General features: G+C 74.2%; 13 protein-coding genes. 12 read left to right on the top strand and 1 reads right to left on the bottom strand.

Annotated features, from left to right (window positions below; translation table 11 throughout):
* Positions 1-93 precede the first annotated feature (93 nt).
* Positions 94-729 carry a TIGR03085 family metal-binding protein gene (locus LPA27_RS15780; RefSeq protein ID WP_228943046.1) on the bottom strand — a complete coding sequence of 212 codons (636 nt, stop codon included), beginning with the start codon at positions 727-729 and terminating at the stop codon, positions 94-96.
* A 185-nt stretch (positions 730-914) separates the two neighbouring features.
* Here LPA27_RS15780 and LPA27_RS15775 point away from each other — a divergent pair, with 185 nt between their 5' ends.
* From LPA27_RS15775 to LPA27_RS15720, 12 genes are all read left to right on the top strand, one after another.
* The gene (locus tag LPA27_RS15775; RefSeq protein ID WP_324251268.1) at positions 915-2,810 is read left to right on the top strand and encodes an ABC transporter transmembrane domain-containing protein; all 1,896 of its coding nucleotides are present in this window, start codon (positions 915-917) and stop codon (positions 2,808-2,810) included.
* Positions 2,807-4,699 (top strand): ABC transporter ATP-binding protein, encoded by a 1,893-nt coding sequence (locus LPA27_RS15770; RefSeq protein WP_324251267.1) that lies wholly within the window; start codon positions 2,807-2,809, stop codon positions 4,697-4,699. Before LPA27_RS15775 ends, LPA27_RS15770 begins: the two co-directional genes overlap by 4 nt.
* A gap of 65 nt (positions 4,700-4,764) precedes the next feature.
* Complete coding sequence (gene hisI, locus LPA27_RS15765; RefSeq protein WP_056862944.1) at positions 4,765-5,127, top strand: phosphoribosyl-AMP cyclohydrolase; 363 nt, start codon at positions 4,765-4,767, stop codon at positions 5,125-5,127.
* A complete protein-coding gene (locus LPA27_RS15760) occupies positions 5,120-5,785 on the top strand; it encodes a Trp biosynthesis-associated membrane protein (protein ID WP_228943045.1) in 666 nt (221 codons plus the stop codon). The genes hisI and LPA27_RS15760 overlap by 8 nt, the downstream gene beginning before the upstream one ends.
* A gap of 171 nt (positions 5,786-5,956) precedes the next feature.
* Positions 5,957-6,157 (top strand): HGxxPAAW family protein, encoded by a 201-nt coding sequence (locus LPA27_RS15755; RefSeq protein ID WP_056862526.1) that lies wholly within the window; start codon positions 5,957-5,959, stop codon positions 6,155-6,157.
* 116 nt (positions 6,158-6,273) lie between these two features.
* Complete coding sequence (locus LPA27_RS15750; RefSeq protein ID WP_228943044.1) at positions 6,274-6,597, top strand: DUF2752 domain-containing protein; 324 nt, start codon at positions 6,274-6,276, stop codon at positions 6,595-6,597.
* Positions 6,598-6,775: 178 nt separating this feature from the next.
* A complete protein-coding gene (gene trpC, locus LPA27_RS15745; RefSeq protein ID WP_056862528.1) occupies positions 6,776-7,558 on the top strand; it encodes an indole-3-glycerol phosphate synthase TrpC in 783 nt (260 codons plus the stop codon).
* Positions 7,555-8,877, top strand: coding sequence for a tryptophan synthase subunit beta (gene trpB, locus LPA27_RS15740; protein WP_228943043.1), 1,323 nt, complete (start codon positions 7,555-7,557; stop codon positions 8,875-8,877). Before trpC ends, trpB begins: the two co-directional genes overlap by 4 nt.
* Positions 8,874-9,809, top strand: coding sequence for a tryptophan synthase subunit alpha (gene trpA, locus LPA27_RS15735; RefSeq protein WP_267477221.1), 936 nt, complete (start codon positions 8,874-8,876; stop codon positions 9,807-9,809). Before trpB ends, trpA begins: the two co-directional genes overlap by 4 nt.
* Positions 9,799-10,794, top strand: a complete 996-nt coding sequence (gene lgt / locus LPA27_RS15730; RefSeq protein WP_228943042.1) for a prolipoprotein diacylglyceryl transferase — start codon at positions 9,799-9,801, stop codon at positions 10,792-10,794. Before trpA ends, lgt begins: the two co-directional genes overlap by 11 nt.
* Positions 10,795-11,071: 277 nt before the next feature.
* Positions 11,072-15,616, top strand: a complete 4,545-nt coding sequence (gene gltB / locus LPA27_RS15725; RefSeq protein ID WP_228943041.1) for a glutamate synthase large subunit — start codon at positions 11,072-11,074, stop codon at positions 15,614-15,616.
* Positions 15,609-17,072, top strand: coding sequence for a glutamate synthase subunit beta (locus LPA27_RS15720; protein WP_056904503.1), 1,464 nt, complete (start codon positions 15,609-15,611; stop codon positions 17,070-17,072). Before gltB ends, LPA27_RS15720 begins: the two co-directional genes overlap by 8 nt.
* Positions 17,073-17,120: the final 48 nt, after the last annotated feature.

Here is a 17,120-nt window from a genome sequence, read left to right as displayed (position 1 = left end):
TCGGCCCGGACCCGCACCTGTCGGCCGACGCGTGGGCCGACAGGTGCGGGTTTCACCAGCCGGCTGGCGAAACCCGCCGCCCGCCGCCAGCCCTCAGCAGGCGAACCCGGCAGCGCGGAACGCCGCGACCCGGTCGGGCGGGCCGTCGACGGTGACGCCGCGGACCTGGTCGCGCCCCGAGAGCAGCAGGGCCAGCTCGACCGGGGCGCCGGTGACGACGACCGGGTCGGCGCCGGCGCGCAGCGTCGTACGACGCCCGGAGTCGGCGTCGCGGACCTGCACCGGCACACCGGCGGGGCGCACGAGCAGCCGCCCGAGGCCACCGAGGGAGCCCCACACGACGGCGGCGTCGGCGGGCGCCAGGGCGCGCGGCTGCCAGCCGGGCTGCGCGCGCCGGACGTCCTCGTGGTGGATGAGGAACTCCAGGGTGTTCGCCACCCGCTCCACCGGCCGCAGGCGGTACGGCGTCAGCCCGGGGTCGCGCAGCCGCGCGACCAGCTGCGGCAGCGGCCGCCGCCGGGCGCGCGCGACCGCCCGGTCGGCCAGGCCCGCCAGCGGCGGGACGACCGCGCCCAGCGCCGCGACGGGGTCGGTCTCGCGGACCAGGCAGTGGGCGACCAGGTCGGCCACCGCCCACCCCTCGCACAGCGTGGGCGCCTCGGGGCCGAGCTCGAGGGCGAGGTCGCACAGGGCGTGGCGCTCGCGCCGGGCCAGCAGCAGGTCGCTCATGCCCCGAGCCTAGGCAGCGGCACCCACCGCTCGCCCCGGGCCCGGGGGCGACTGGGATTCGGGGCCTGTCGGCGCCCGGGAATAGCGTGCGTGAGGCGGGAGGTTCTCCTGCGGCCCCCGAGCGCTCCCGCAGGTCCTGCGGAGCGCGGGGCCACCCCGGCACCCGAGCGCAGGACGGACGGCACGTGACGCAGACCCAGGAGCGGATCGACCGCGACGCCGCCGAGATGGCCTCGTCGCGGGCCTCCACCACCCGCGACGGGTTCGGCGTGCTGCTCGTGGCCATCAAGCGCGAGCCGTGGATCTTCACGCTCTCCACCCTGGGCAGCGTCCTCTTCGGGGCGCTCACGGTCGCCGACGCGTGGGTGCTCGGCTGGTCGACCGACCACGTGGTGCTGCCGGCCTTCCGCGACGGCGAGATCGACGGCGGCCTGCTGTGGGCGATCCTCGGGCTCTTCGTCGCGGTGGCGATCCTGCGGGCGGTCGGGATCGTCGCGCGCCGCCTCGGCGCCGGGATCATGCAGTACCGCATGCAGGCCCACACCCGCCGTGCGGTGACGCGGCAGTACCTCCAGCTCCCGATGGAGTGGCACCAGCGCCACCCCACCGGCCAGCTGCTCTCCAACGCCAACTCCGACGTCGAGGCCGCGTGGGGCCCGATCGCGCCGCTGCCGATGGCGGTCGGCACCGTGGCGATGATGGTGATCGCGGTGGCCCAGATGCTGGTGGCCGACCTCGTGCTCGCGCTCGTCGGCCTCCTGGTCTTCCCCGCCGTGATCGCGGCCAACCTGGCCTACCAGCGCCTCGCCTCGCCCTTGATGACGCGCGCCCAGCAGCTGCGCGCCGAGGTCAGCGAGATCGCCCACGAGTCCTTCGACGGCGCGATGGTCGTCAAGACCCTGGGCCGCGAGCCCCAGGAGACCGAGCGCTTCGCGGCCAAGGCCCTGGAGCTGCGCGACGTCAACATCCGCGCCGGGCGCATCCGCGCGGCCTTCGACCCGACCCTGGCAGCGCTGCCCAACCTCGGCGTGCTCGTCGTGCTGGCCGTCGGCGTGCAGCGCGTGCTCACCGGGGCCACCGACGCCGGCGACGTGGTCACGGTGGCCTACCTGCTGACCATCGTCTCCTTCCCGATCCGCTCCATCGGCTGGCTGCTCGGGGAGTTCCCCCGCAGCGTGGTCGGCTTCCGTCGGGTCTCCTCGGTGCTCGACGCCACGGGCGAGATGGTCTACGGCGAGCACGCCGTCACGCCCGGGTCCGGCGCCGGCGGCGGCGCCCGCCTCGAGGTCGACGCGCTGGCCTACGCCTACGACCCGGCGCAGCCGCTGCTGCAGGACGTGTCGTTCACCGTGGAGCCCGGCCGCACCGTGGCCCTGGTCGGGGCCACCGCGTCGGGCAAGAGCACCCTCACCTCCCTGGTGACCCGTCTGGTCGACCCCGACGCCGGTCGGGTCCTCCTCGACGGCACCGACGTGCGCGACCTCGCCGCCGGCGAGCTGTCGCGGGCCGTCGCCGTGGTGCCCCAGACCGCCTTCCTCTTCGACGACACGGTGCGCGGCAACGTCGCCCTCGGCGACGACCTCGACGACGAGACCGTCTGGGAGGCGCTGCGCGCGGCGCAGGCCGACGGCTTCGTCGCGGCGCTGCCGCACGGCCTCGACACCCGCCTCGGCGAGCGCGGCACGTCGCTGTCCGGCGGGCAGCGCCAGCGGCTCTCGCTGGCCCGGGCCCTCGTGCGCCGGCCCCGCCTCATGGTGCTCGACGACGCGACCTCCGCGGTCGACCCCGAGGTCGAGGCCCGCATCCTCGCCGCCCTGCGCGACGGCTCCGGGGGCGCGAGCCTCCTCGTCGTCGCCTACCGCAAGGCCACCATCGGCCTGGCCGACGAGGTCGTGCACCTCGAGGGCGGCCGGATCGTGGACCGCGGCACCCACCGCGAGCTCCTGGCCCGCAGCGCCTCCTACGCCCACCTGGTCAACGCCTACGAGACCGAGGACCACACGCCCTCGGCCAGGACCGACCAGCCGACCGACCAGCCGACCGACCAGCCGACCGACGCCACCACCGGAGGCACCCCGTGAGCCGCACCGAGACCGACGCCGCCACCGGCCCCGGCGGTCCCGCGCGCGACGGGCGACCCGGCGCGGCCGGCCGCTCCGACGGGGCCGCCCGTGCCGACGCGCGCGCCGCGACGACCATGGACACCGGCGAGGAGATGAAGGCGCTGGAGACCATCCGGCGCGGCATCCACTTCTCACCCGAGCTCACCGACGGCATCCGCGGCACGCTGCTGCTCGCCGTCCTGGCCTCGGTCGGGCAGGTGATCGTGCCCATCGCGGTGCAGCAGACCCTCGACCGGGGGCTGGGCCGCGCCGGCGGGCCCGACGTGTCCTTCACCGTGTGGATGGGCGTCGCCGCCGCCCTCGCCCTGGTCGTCACCAGCTGGGCCTCCTACGCCATGACGTCGCGGCTGTTCACGACCTCCGAGCGGGGCCTGGCCACGCTGCGGGTCAAGGCCTTCCGTCACGTGCACGACCTGCCCCTGCTGACCCAGAACACCGAGCGACGCGGAGCGCTGGTCTCCCGCGTCACCAGCGACGTCGACCAGGTCAGCCAGTTCCTGGTCTTCGGCGGGCTGCTCTTCGTGGTGAGCGTCGGCCAGGTGCTCATCGCCACCATCGTGATGCTGTTCTACAGCTGGCAGCTGGCGCTGGTCGTGTGGGTCGCCTTCGCGCCCCTCTTCCTCTCGCTGCGCTTCTTCCAGCGCAAGCTCTCCGACGCCTACGGCACCGTGCGCCGCCAGGTCGGCCTGCTGCTCTCGGCCATCGCCGAGCCGGTGGTCGGCGCCGCGGTGGTGCGCTCCTACTCGGTGCAGTCGCGCACCCAGCGCCGCATCGACGAGGCCATCGACGCCCACAAGGCGGCCAGCACCCGCGCCCAGGGCTTCACCGCCGTCTCCTTCTCCCTCGGTGGCATCTCCGCGGGCCTGGCCAACGCCGGCGTGCTCATCGTCGGGATCTGGCTGGGCTTCGCCGACGACATCACCGCCGGCGAGGTGCTCGCCTTCGCCTTCCTCGTCACCCTCTTCGTCGGCCCGGTCCAGCTCGGCACGCAGATCCTCACCGACGCCCAGAACGCCATCGCCGGCTGGCGCCGGGTCATCGGCATCCTCGACACGCCGGCCGACCTGGTCGACCCCGGCGCCGACGGCGTCGCGCTCCCGCGCGGCCCGATCGACGTGCGCTTCGACGACGTCACCTTCGCCTACCCCGGCGGGCAGCCCGTGCTGCGCGACGTCGACCTGGCCCTCGACGCCGGCACCCGCGTGGCGATCGTCGGCGAGACCGGCTCGGGCAAGTCCACCTTCGCCAAGCTGCTGACCCGCCTGATGGACCCCTCCGAGGGCCGGGTGCTCCTCGACGGCGTCGACGTACGCCGGATCGCCGAGGCCTCGCTGCGCAGCAGCGTGGTGCTCGTGCCGCAGGAGGGCTTCCTCTTCGACGACACGCTGCTGGCCAACGTCCGCTACGGCCGTCTCGACGCCACCGAGGCCGACGTGCTCGCGAGCGCCGACGAGCTCGGCCTCGGCGACTGGCTCGCGGGCCTGCCGCAGGGCCTGGCCACCCGGGTCGGGCAGCGCGGCGAGTCGCTGTCGGCCGGGGAGCGCCAGCTGGTGGCGCTGCTGCGGGCCCACCTGGCCGACCCCGACCTGCTGGTGCTCGACGAGGCGACCAGCGCGGTCGACCCCGCCCTGGAGATGCGCATCGGGCGCGCGCTCGAGCGGCTGATGAGCGGTCGCACCTCGGTGACCATCGCCCACCGTCTCTCCACCGCCGAGAACGCCGACGAGGTCGTGGTCGTCGACCGCGGTCGGGTGGTCCAGCGCGGCCCGCACGACCGGCTGGTCACCGAGGCGGGCTCGGTCTACGCCGGGCTGCACGCCTCCTGGGTCGCCCAGCAGGGCGCCTGAGCCCGGGTGGTCGGAGGCCGCACCTCGATGCGGTCCCGCGCCCGCCGCCGGGCGATACTGGGGTGGTGAGCACCCTCGATCCCGCCGTCGCCGCCCGCCTCAAGCGCACCCCCGACGGGCTGGTGCCGGCGGTGGTGCAGCAGCACGACACCGGCGAGGTGCTGATGCTGGGCTGGATGGACGACGAGGCCCTGGCGCGCACGCTGAGCACCGGCCGGGCGACCTACTGGTCGCGCTCCCGGCAGGAGTACTGGGTCAAGGGCGACACCTCCGGGCACCTGCAGTGGGTGCGCGAGGTGCGCCTCGACTGCGACGGCGACACCCTCCTGCTCAAGGTCGACCAGGTCGGCGCCGCCTGCCACACCGGCGACCGCACCTGCTTCGACGCCGACCTGCTGCCCGCCGTCGTGGGTGAGCCCCGTGGCTGAGCCCACCGGCGGGCCCACCGGCGGGCCCACCGGCGCCGGCACCGCCGGGGACGCCGGCCGGAGCGCCGCGACCACGCCGCAGCGCACCCGGGGCCGACGCCTCTTCGCCCCCGTGGTCCTGGCCGGCCTCGCCTCGGCCGGACTCGCGGCCGTGGCGGGAGCCCGGCCGTGGGTGCAGCCCGAGGGCGGGAGCGGGTCCGACGCGGCGATCGGCTACGCCGTCACCGGCACCGACCCGGGGGAGTCGCCGGTGGTGACCTCGCTGGCGCTGGTGCTGCTGGCCTGCTGGGGCGTCGTGCTCGTCGCCCGCGGGCGCGCCCGGCGCGCCGTCGCGGCGCTGGGGGCGCTCGCCTCGCTCGGGGCGGTCGTGGCGGCGGTCTCCGCGTGGCTGACCCTCGACGACGCGGTGGCCGACGCGCTCGGTCCGGCCGGCGGGGGCACCGAGCACACGTGGTGGTCCTACGTCGGCGTCCTGGCCTGCCTCGCCGCGGCCGGCGTGGCGCTGCCCGCCGTACGCCTGGTGCGGGAGTGGCCGGAGATGGGCACGCGCTACGACACCCCCCAGGGCGGCGCCGCCCCGACCCGGGTCTCCACCGAGGACGCCAGCAACCTCGACCTCTGGAAGGCCATCGACGAGGGACGCGACCCGACGGCCTGACCCGACGGCCCGACCCGACGGCCCGACCCGGCGGCCCGGCGTGACGCCGGCCTCGCCGGGCGCGGTGGCGCGGCGAGGCCCCCGACGCCGGTCGGGGACCCGCCCCTACACTGGGCCCGACGTCCTGCGACGAGATCCGACCGCACCCGCCGCACCCCGAGGAGCACCCGCATGTCCAACAACCACGGCAACACCCCCGCAGCCTGGAGCGCGGTCGTGGTGGGTCTCCTCGGCTTCGTCGTCGGCGGGATCGGGCTCATGCTCGACCCGGTCAGCATGACGATCTTCTACGTCGGCCTGGCCATCATCCTGGCCGCGGGCGTCGTCTTCCTCGTCATGGCCAAGATGGGTCTGCACGAGTCATCGCACTGACCGAGGCCGCCGCCCCGACCGGACCGCGCCCGCGGCCCGGTCGCGAGCGTGCCGTCCGGCTCGCGGCCCCACTCGGGACCGCCGCCGGACTGGCCCTGGCGGTCGCCGCGCTGCACGTGCGCGACCCGCACCGCGCCGGCAGCTGGGGGCTGTGCCCCTCGTCGCTGCTGGGGGTCTGGTGCCCCGGGTGCGGGGGGCTGCGCGCGGTCAACGACCTGACCCACGGCGACCTCGCGGCCGCCGCGTCGAGCAACCTGCTCCTCGTGCTGCTCGCCCCGGCGGCGCTCGCGCTCCTGGCCGTGTGGACCGTACGCCGATGGCAGGCGCGCCCGCTGCGGGGCGCGGCGACGGTGCCGGGCTGGTCGGTCGGCGCACTCCTCGCGCTGGTCGCCGCCTTCACCGTGCTGCGCAACCTGCCCGGAGCGTGGCTGGCGCCCTGAGCCCGCCTGCCCCCGCCCCGCCCGGCGGAGCACCCGCCGCCGCACGGGCACCACGACCGGCCACGACCCGCCACGACCGGCCACCACCGGCGGCGCCGCCCGACGCCGCCCGACGACACCCGACGCGGCGCCCCGTGACAGACTCGGGGTGCCGACCCAGACCGACGAAGGACCGCTCATGTCCGTGCTCGACGACATCGTCGACGGCGTGCGCGCCGACCTCGCCGTCCGCGAGGCCGCCACGCCCCTGGCCGACCTGCGCGCCGCCCTGGCCGACGTCGACGCGCCGCGCGACCCGATGCCGCACTTCCGCGCCGCCGGCTCGAGCGTGATCGCCGAGGTCAAGCGCCGCAGCCCCAGCAAGGGGGCGCTCGCCGACATCCCCGACCCCACCGTGCTGGCGCGCCACTACGCCGCCGGGGGAGCGGCCGCGATCAGCGTGCTCACCGAGGAGCGGCGCTTCGGCGGCAGCCTCGCCGACCTGCGGGCGGTGCGCGCGGCGGTCGGGACCCCGCTGCTGCGCAAGGACTTCATCGTCACGACCTACCAGCTCGTCGAGGCCCGCGCGGCCGGCGCCGACCTGGCGCTGCTCATCGTCGCCGCCCTCGACCACGACACGCTGCACCGTCTGCACGACGAGGCGCGCGAGCTGGGCCTCACCGTGCTGGTGGAGGTCCACGACGAGGCCGAGACCGAGCGGGCCGTGGAGCTGGGCGCCGAGCTCGTGGGCGTCAACGCCCGCAACCTCAAGACCCTCCAGATCGACAGCGACACCTTCGGGCGCCTCGCGCCGCTGGTGCCCGACGACCGGGTCCTCGTGGCCGAGTCGGGCATCTTCGGCGTCGAGGACGTCCGCCGCTTCGTCGGCGAGGGGGCCCGTGCGGTCCTCGTCGGCGAGGCCCTCGTCAAGGACGGCGACCCCGAGGCCGCCGTCCACCGCCTGACAGGAGTGATGGCATGACCACGCAGGTGCACCGGCCCACGTCCCACGACGCCGACGAGCGCGGCTGGTTCGGCGACCCCGCCGACGGCGGCTTCGGCGGTCGCTTCATGCCCGAGGCGCTCGTCGCGGCCCTCGACGAGCTCACCGTCGCCTGGCACGAGGCGATGGCCGACCCCACCTTCGTGCGGGAGTTCGACGCGATCCTGCGCGACTACGCCGGCCTGCCCAGCCCGCTCTACTTCGCCGAGCGCCTCAGCGAGAAGGTCGGCGCCCGGATCCTGCTCAAGCGCGAGGACCTCAACCACACCGGCGCCCACAAGATCCGCAACGTGCTGGGCCAGGCCCTGCTCACCAAGCGGATGGGCAAGACCCGCGTCATCGCCGAGACCGGCGCCGGCCAGCACGGCGTGGCCAGCGCGACCGCCGCGGCGTACTTCGGCCTGGACTGCACCGTCTACATGGGCGCCGTCGACACCCGCCGCCAGGCGCTCAACGTCGCGCGGATGCACCTGCTCGGCGCCAAGGTCGTGCCCGTGGAGTCGGGCAGCGCGACGCTGAAGGACGCCATCAACGAGGCCCTGCGCGACTGGGTCGCCAGCGTCGACCACACCGCCTACCTCTTCGGCACCGCCGCGGGGCCGCACCCGTTCCCGAGCATGGTGCGCGACTTCACCCGCGGCATCGGCGACGAGGCCCGTGCCCAGTGCCTGGAGCAGTACGGCGCCCTGCCCGACGCCATCGCGGCCTGCGTGGGCGGCGGCTCCAACGCGATCGGGCTCTTCACCGCCTTCCTCGACGACGACGACGTCGCCATCTACGGCTTCGAGCCCGGCGGCGAGGGCGTCGACACCCCCCGCCACGCCGCGACCATCCACGCCGGCGCCCGCGGCGTCCTCCACGGCGCGCGCACCTACGTGCTCCAGGACGACGACGGCCAGACCGTCGAGTCGCATTCCATCTCCGCCGGCCTGGACTACCCCGGCGTGGGCCCGCAGCACGCCCACCTCTCGGCGACGGGACGCGCGACCTACCTCCCGGTCACCGACGACGAGGCGATGCAGGCCATGGCCCTCCTCAGCCGCACCGAGGGCATCATCCCCGCCATCGAGACCGCCCACGCGGTGGCGGGCGCGATCCGCGTCGCCGAGCGGCTGGCGGCCGAGAAGGGACCCGAGGCCACCGTGCTGATCAACCTCTCGGGGCGCGGCGACAAGGACATGGGCACCGCGATCGAGTACTTCGGCCTCGGGGACCCCGAGCAGGTCGCGGCCCACCCCGTCGGCGGCTCGGCGGCCCACGCCGAGGGCCACGGCAGCGGCGAGGGGGAGCAGAAGTGAGCACGCCCGGCCCCTCCGCCGCGACCCCGGGAGCCGGCTCCGGCCCCCGGGTCGACGCACCCCCCACCACGGCCCGCGCGGCCGACGCCGCGGCCGCGGTCACCGGGTCGGGCGCTCCGGCCGGCACCACGGCCGGCTCCGCCTTCGCCGCGGCCCGCGCCGAGGGGCGCGCCGCCCTCGTGGGCTACCTGCCCGCCGGCTTCCCCGACGTGGCCGGCGGCATCGAGGCCCTGCGGGTCATGGTCGACTCCGGCTGCGACGTCATCGAGGTCGGCGCGCCCTACACCGACCCGGTCATGGACGGCCCCACCATCCAGGCCGCGGCCCAGCAGGCGCTCGAGCGCGGCTACCGCACCAGCGACGTCCTGCGCACGGTCGAGGCCGTCGCCGCCACCGGCGTGCCGACCGTGGTGATGACGTACTGGAACCCCGTCGAGCGCTACGGCGTGCCGCGCTTCGCCGCCGACCTCGCCTCGGCCGGCGGGGCCGGGCTGATCACCCCCGACCTCACCCCCGACTTCGCCCCGGAGTGGATCGCCGCCGCCGACCAGCACGGTCTCGACAAGGTCTTCCTCGTGGCGCCGTCGTCGACCGACGAGCGCATCGCGATGACCACCGCGGCGTGCCGCGGCTTCGTCTACGCCACCGCCGTCATGGGCGTGACCGGGGCCCGTACCACCACGAGCGACCTGGCCGGCCCCCTCGTGTCGCGCGCGCGCTCCCTGGCCCCCGAGGGCCTCCCGGTCGGCGTCGGCCTCGGCGTCGGCAGCGGCGACCAGGCCGCCGAGGTCGCCTCCTACGCCGACGGCGTCATCGTCGGCTCGGCGTTCGTGCGCACGCTGCTCGACCACCCCGACGACCGCGCGGCCGGCCTGCGGGCGCTGGCCGCCCTCACCGAGGACCTGGCCGGGGGAGTGCGTCGTGGTCGCTGACCTCCTGCCGCAGCTCGCGGCCACCGGCGTGCCGTGGTCGATCCCGAGCCCGGCCGACGGCACCTGGGACCTCGGCCCGGTGCCGATCCGGGGCTACGCCCTGTCGATCATCCTCGGCATCGTCGCCGCGATCTGGATCGGCGAGCGCCGCTGGGTGGCCCGCGGCGGGCGCCCGGGCGAGGTCCAGGACCTCGCGATCTGGGCCGTGCCCTTCGGGCTCGTCGGGGGCCGGCTCTACCACGTCGCCACCGACAGCGGGCTCTACTTCGGCGAGGGCCGCGACCCGTGGGCCGCGCTCTACATCTGGAACGGCGGCCTGGGCGTGTGGGGCGCGGTGGCCCTGGGCGCGGTCGGCGCCGTGATCGGCGCCCGCGTCGCCGGCATCCGGCTGCTGCCCGTGCTCGACGCCATGGCCCCCGGGGTGCTGGTGGCCCAGGCCCTCGGCCGCTGGGGCAACTGGTTCAACCAGGAGCTGTTCGGCGGACCGACCGACCTGCCCTGGGCGCTGCGGGTCAGCGACGACGTCGCCGCCGCCGCCGGCTACGCGCCAGGCACCACCTTCCACCCCACGTTCCTCTACGAGTTCGTCTGGAACCTGCTGGCCTTCGCGCTCGTCATCTGGGCCGACCGCCGCTTCCGGCTCGGCCACGGCCGGGTGGTCGCCCTCTACGTCATGGCCTACACCGCCGGGCGCGGCTGGATCGAGATGCTGCGCATCGACGACGTCGAGCTCTCTGACGTGGGCGGCCTGCGCTTCAACGTCTGGGTCTCGATCGTGCTCTTCGTCCTCGCGCTGGCCTACTTCGTGCTCAGCGCCCGGCGTCACCGGGGACGCGAGGAGGAGGTCTACCTCGACGGCCGCGGTCCGGACGCCACCGCCGCCACCGGCACCGACACCGCCACCGGCACCGGCAGGTCCGGCCCCGCCGGCCCGGCGGGGGAGGCCCCCGGCACCCGGGTCGACGACCCGCCGGGCGCCCGCTGACCCGTCTCACCTGACGTACGCCGCAGCGCTGCCGGCCGGGTGCCGCGAAACGCAGTGGTAACCTGAGGCTGCCGCGAGGGCCAGCGTCGTCCCCTCCACCGCGGTGCCTGGAGCCTCGTAGGATCACCGTGCCGGCCTCGCCCGGCGCGACCCTCGCTCGACACCCGCTCCACCCCCTGCCCCACCCCCGGCCGCCTCCTCAGCCCCACCACCTCGGACCTTCCCGGCCCGGTGTGCGTCGAGGAGCCCGGCTCAGACGACGACGGGAGAACGACCGGTGCCCTACCAGCACGCATTCCCGCCGCCCCAAGGGCTCTACGACCCCGCGCACGAGCACGACGCGTGCGGTGTGGCTTTCGTGGCAACCCTGACCGGCGTCGCCAGCCATGACATCGTCCGCAAGGGCATCATCGCCCTGCTGAACCTCGACCACCGTGGTGCCGCCGGTGCCGAGCCGAACTCCGGCGACGGTGCGGGCATCCTGATCCAGGTGCCCGACGCGTTCCTGCGCGAGGTGGTCGACTTCGAGCTGCCGCCGCAGCACGCCTACGCCGTCGGCACGGCCTTCCTGCAGGGTGACGGCGACCAGGTCGCGGCCACCCGCGCCGCGATCGAGGCCATCGCCGCCGAGGAGGGCCTCGACGTCCTCGGCTGGCGCGACGTGCCGGTCGACCCCAGCTCGCTGGGCTCCACCGCCCGCGGGGTCATGCCGACCTTCGCGCAGCTCTTCGTGGCCGGTGCCGGCGCCCGCGTGACCGGCATGGGCCTGGAGCGCCTCGCCTTCGTGCTGCGCAAGCGCGCCGAGCACGAGACCGACGTCTACTTCCCGTCGCTGTCCTCGCGCACGCTGGCCTACAAGGGCATGCTCACCCCGGCGCAGCTCGACGAGGTCTACCCCGACCTCAAGGACGAGCGCGTCGCCTCGGCGATGGCCGTGGTGCACTCGCGCTTCTCCACCAACACCTTCCCGAGCTGGCCGCTGTCGCACCCGTTCCGGTTCATCGCCCACAACGGCGAGATCAACACCGTGATGGGTAACCGCAACTGGATGCGCGCGCGCGAGGCCCTGCTGTCCTCCGACCTCATCCCGGGCGACCTCGAGCGGCTCTACCCGATCTGCACGCCGGGCGCCTCCGACTCCGCGTCGTTCGACGAGGTGCTCGAGCTGCTGCACATGGGCGGCCGTTCGCTGCCCCACTCGGTGCTGATGATGATCCCGGAGGCGTGGGAGAACCACACCGAGATGGACGAGGCGCGCCGCGCCTTCTACTCCTTCCACTCCAACATGATGGAGCCGTGGGACGGGCCCGCCTGCGTCGTCTTCACCGACGGCTCGCAGATCGGCGCGGTGCTCGACCGCAACGGCCTGCGCCCCTCGCGCTACTGGGTCACCGACGACGGCCTGGTCGTCCTGGCCTCCGAGGTCGGCGTGCTCGACCTCGACCCCGCCTCGATCGTGCGCAAGGGCCGGCTCCAGCCGGGCCGGATGTTCCTCGTCGACACCGACGAGCACCGCATCATCGAGGACGAGGAGATCAAGGCCGAGCTCGCCGCCGAGCACCCCTACGACGAGTGGCTCCACGCCGGCCTCATCCACCTCGACGACATCCCCGAGCGCGAGCACGTCGTGCACACGCATGCCTCGGTGACGCGTCGCCAGCAGGTCTTCGGCTACACCGAGGAGCAGCTGCGCGTGCTGCTGACCCCGATGGCCAACACCGGCGCCGAGCCGATCGGCTCCATGGGCACCGACACGCCCATCGCGGCGCTGAGCGAGAAGCCGCGGCTGCTCTTCGACTACTTCGCGCAGCTCTTCGCGCAGGTCACCAACCCGCCGCTCGACGCGATCCGCGAGGAGCTCGTCACCTCCCTCAACGGCACCATCGGCCCGGAGTCGAACCTCCTCGACCCCACGCCGGCCTCCTGCCGGCAGGTCGTGCTGCCCTTCCCGGTCATCTCCAACGACGACCTGGCCAAGATCCGTCACATCAACCGTGACGGCGACATGCCGGGTTTCATCACCCACGTCTCCCGCGGCCTCTACGAGGTCGAGGGCGGCGGCGCGGCGATGGCCGCGCGGATCGAGGAGATCTGCCAGGAGGTGAGCACCGCGATCGCCGACGGCGCCCGCATCATCGTGCTCTCCGACCGCCACTCCACCGCCGAGCTCGCGCCGATCCCGTCGCTGCTGCTCACCGGTGCGGTCCACCACCACCTGGTGCGCGAGAAGACCCGCACCCAGGTCGGCCTGCTCGTCGAGGCCGGCGACGTCCGCGAGGTCCACCACGTGGCGCTCCTGGTCGGCTACGGCGCGGCCGCGGTCAACCCCTACCTGGCCATGGAGTCGGTCGAGGACCTCGCCCGCGAGGGCTACTACGTCACCGCCGACCCCGAGAAGGCCATGGCCAACCTGGTCAAGGCCCTCGGCAAGGGCGTGCTCAAGGTGATGTCGAAGATGGGCGTCTCCACCGTCGCCTCCTACACCGGCGCGCAGATCTTCGAGGCCGTCGGGCTCTCGCAGGCCGTGGTCGACAAGTACTTCACCGGCACGACCTCCAAGCTCGGCGGCATCGAGCTGGACACCATCGCCGAGGAGGTCGCGCGCCGGCACGCCACGGCGTACCCGCGCGGCGGCATCCTCCAGGCCCACCGCGAGCTGGAGACCGGCGGTGAGTACCAGTGGCGCCGCGACGGCGAGCCGCACCTGTTCGACCCCGAGACGGTCTTCCGCCTCCAGCACTCCACGCGCGCCGGCCGCTACGACGTCTTCAAGCAGTACACCCAGCGCGTCGACGAGCAGGCCGAGCGCCTGATGACGCTGCGCGGGCTGTTCCGCTTCAAGGACGGCGGGGCCACCGGACGCACCCCGGTGCCGATCGAGGAGGTCGAGCCGGTCTCGGAGATCGTCAAGCGCTTCTCCACCGGCGCGATGTCCTACGGCTCGATCAGCGGGGAGGCCCACGAGACCCTCGCCATCGCGATGAACCGCCTCGGCGGCAAGTCCAACACCGGCGAGGGCGGCGAGGACCCCGAGCGCCTCTACGACCCCGAGCGCCGCAGCTCGATCAAGCAGGTCGCCAGCGGCCGCTTCGGCGTGACCTCGGAGTACCTCACCAACGCCGACGACATCCAGATCAAGATGGCGCAGGGCGCGAAGCCCGGCGAGGGCGGGCAGCTGCCCGGCCACAAGGTCTACCCGTGGGTGGCCAAGACCCGCTACTCCACGCCGGGCGTGGGCCTCATCAGCCCGCCGCCGCACCACGACATCTACTCCATCGAGGACCTCGCCCAGCTGATCCACGACCTGAAGAACGCCAACCCGCAGGCGCGGGTGCACGTGAAGCTGGTCTCCGAGGTCGGCGTCGGCACGGTCGCGACGGGGGTGTCGAAGGCGCACGCCGACGTGGTGCTCATCTCCGGCCACGACGGCGGCACCGGCGCCTCGCCGCTGACCTCGCTCAAGCACGCCGGCGGTCCCTGGGAGCTCGGCCTGGCCGAGACCCAGCAGACCCTGCTGCTCAACGGTCTGCGCGACCGGATCGTCGTGCAGACCGACGGGCAGCTCAAGACCGGTCGCGACGTGGTCATCGCCGCCCTGCTGGGCGCCGAGGAGTACGGCTTCGCCACCGCGCCGCTGGTGGTCTCGGGCTGCATCATGATGCGGGTCTGCCACCTCGACACCTGCCCGGTCGGCGTCGCGACGCAGAACCCCGTGCTGCGCGAGCGCTTCTCGGGCAAGCCGGAGTTCGTGGTGACCTTCTTCGAGTACATCGCCGAGGAGGTGCGCGAGATCCTCGCCGAGCTGGGCTTCCGCTCGCTCGACGAGGCCATCGGCCAGGTCGCCACGCTCGACGTCGAGCAGGCGGTGGAGCACTGGAAGGCCTCGGGTCTCGACCTGGCGCCGATCCTCCACGTGCCCGAGCTGCCCGAGGGCGCCGCGCTGCGCAACACCACCGGTCAGGACCACGGCCTCGACAAGGCGCTCGACGTCATCGAGCTGCTGCCGCTGGCCGAGCCGGCGCTGGAGCGCGGCGAGCCCGTGCGCGCCCAGGTCACGATCCGCAACGTCAACCGCACCGTCGGCACGATCCTGGGCCACGAGGTCACCAAGCGCCACGGTGGCGAGGGGCTGCCCGACGGCACGATCGACCTGACCTTCCTGGGGTCGGCCGGCCAGTCCTTCGGCGCGTTCCTGCCCCGCGGGGTCACGCTGCGGCTGGAGGGCGACGCCAACGACTACGTCGGCAAGGGCCTCTCCGGCGGGCGGATCGTGGTGCGGCCCGACCGCGCGGCGACCTTCCGCTCGCAGGAGCAGATCATCGCCGGCAACACGATCGCCTACGGCGCCACCTCGGGCCAGGTCTACATCCGCGGCGGCGTCGGCGAGCGCTTCGCCGTGCGCAACTCGGGGGCCTGGCTGGTCACCGAGGGCGTGGGCGACCACGCCTGCGAGTACATGACCGGAGGGCGCGTGGCCGTGCTGGGCAAGACCGGGCGCAACTTCGCCGCCGGCATGTCCGGCGGCGTGGCCTGGGTGCTCGACCTCAAGGACTTCCGGGTCAACAAGGAGCTCGTGGAGCTCGGCCCGGTGACCGACGAGGCGGCCGCGGAGCTGCACGAGATGGTCCGCGCCCACCACGAGGAGACCGGGTCGGAGGTGGCCGAGGAGCTGCTCGCCGACTGGGAGACCTCCCTGACCCGCTTCACCGAGGTCATGCCGCGCGACTACCGGATCGTCCTGGAGGCCAAGGCGAAGGCCGAGGCCGACGGGCTCGACGAGAACGACACCGCCAACGCGATGATGGAGGCCCTCCATGGCTGACCCGAAGGGATTCCTCAAGGAGGGGCGCAAGGTCGCGGAGCGACGCCCCGTCGAGGAGCGTGTGCACGACTGGAACGAGGTCTACCCCGACGGGATCGGCCGTGCGCTGCTGCCGATCATCACGCCCCAGGCCGGACGCTGCATGGACTGCGGCATCCCGTTCTGCCACCAGGGCTGCCCGCTGGGCAACATCATCCCGGAGTGGAACGACCTGGTCTGGCGCGACGACTGGGAGGGCGCCATCGAGCGTCTCCACGCGACCAACAACTTCCCGGAGTTCACCGGTCGCCTCTGCCCGGCTCCCTGCGAGACCGCCTGCGTGCTGGGCATCAACCAGGACCCCGTGACGATCAAGAACGTCGAGGTCTCGATCATCGACAAGGCCTGGGAGTCGGGCTTCGTGCGGCCCCAGCCCCCGGAGTGGCTCTCGGGCCGCACGGTCGCGGTCGTCGGCTCGGGCCCCGCAGGCCTGGCCGCCGCCCAGCAGCTCACCCGGGCCGGCCACACGGTCGCGGTCTACGAACGCGCCGACAAGATCGGCGGGCTGCTGCGCTACGGCATCCCCGAGTTCAAGATGGAGAAGAAGCACCTCGACCGTCGCCTCGACCAGATGCGGCGCGAGGGCACCGTCTTCCGCCCCGGGGTCGACGTGGGCGGCGAGCTCACCGGCGAGAAGCTCAAGGACCGCTACGACGCGGTCGTGCTCGCGATGGGCTCGACCACCGCGCGCGAGCTCGACGTGCCGGGCCGCGACCTCGACGGCATCCACCAGGCCATGGACTTCCTGCCCCAGGCCAACCGGGCCGCGCTGGGGGAGCAGGTCGAGGGCCAGGTCACCGCGACCGACAAGCACGTCGTCATCATCGGCGGCGGCGACACCGGCGCCGACTGCCTCGGCACCTCGACGCGCCACGGCGCCGCCTCGATCACGCAGCTGGAGATCATGCCGGAGCCCCCGGGGGCACGGCCGAGCGGCCAGCCGTGGCCGACCTACCCGATGACGTTCAAGGTGTCCTCGGCCCACGAGGAGGCCGGCGAACGGGTCTACTCGGTCTCCACGAAGCGCTTCGTCGGCACCGAGGGGCGCGTCACCGGCCTGGTGCTGGTCGACGTCGTCTTCGAGGGCGGCAAGCTCACCGAGATCGAGGGCACCGAGCGCGAGATCCCGGCCGACCTGGTGCTCTTCGCGATGGGCTTCACCGGCCCGGAGACCGCCGGCCTCGTCGAGCAGCTGGGCGTCGACCTCGACCAGCGCGGCAACGTCGCGCGCGACGCGTCGTACATGTCCTCGGTGCCGGGGGTCTTCGTGGCCGGCGACGCCGGTCGCGGCCAGTCGCTCATCGTGTGGGCCATCGCGGAGGGCCGCGCGGCCGCCTCGAAGGTCGACGAGTTCCTGACCGGCTCGACCACGCTGCCGGCCCCGGTGAAGCCCACCGACCGGCCACTGACGGTCTGACCACCGCCGCTGCGCGCGACACGCCGGCGGGAGCCCCTCGAGCGAGGG

This window comes from Nocardioides sp. Leaf374 (assembly GCF_916862475.1).
Lineage (GTDB): Bacteria > Actinomycetota > Actinomycetes > Propionibacteriales > Nocardioidaceae > Nocardioides > Nocardioides kribbensis.
This window is presented reverse-complemented; position numbering and strand designations above follow the sequence as displayed.

What these genes read in the sequence shown, in the direction of transcription:
- LPA27_RS15720 (WP_056904503.1), top strand. Translation starts at nt 15,609, where the DNA reads ATGGCTGACCCGAAGGGATTCCTCAAGGAGGGGCGCAAGGTCGCGGAG.
- trpB (WP_228943043.1), top strand. Translation starts at nt 7,555, where the DNA reads ATGACCACGCAGGTGCACCGGCCCACGTCCCACGACGCCGACGAGCGC.
- LPA27_RS15780 (WP_228943046.1), bottom strand. Translation starts at nt 729, where the DNA reads ATGAGCGACCTGCTGCTGGCCCGGCGCGAGCGCCACGCCCTGTGCGAC.
- LPA27_RS15755 (WP_056862526.1), top strand. Translation starts at nt 5,957, where the DNA reads ATGTCCAACAACCACGGCAACACCCCCGCAGCCTGGAGCGCGGTCGTG.
- trpC (WP_056862528.1), top strand. Translation starts at nt 6,776, where the DNA reads ATGTCCGTGCTCGACGACATCGTCGACGGCGTGCGCGCCGACCTCGCC.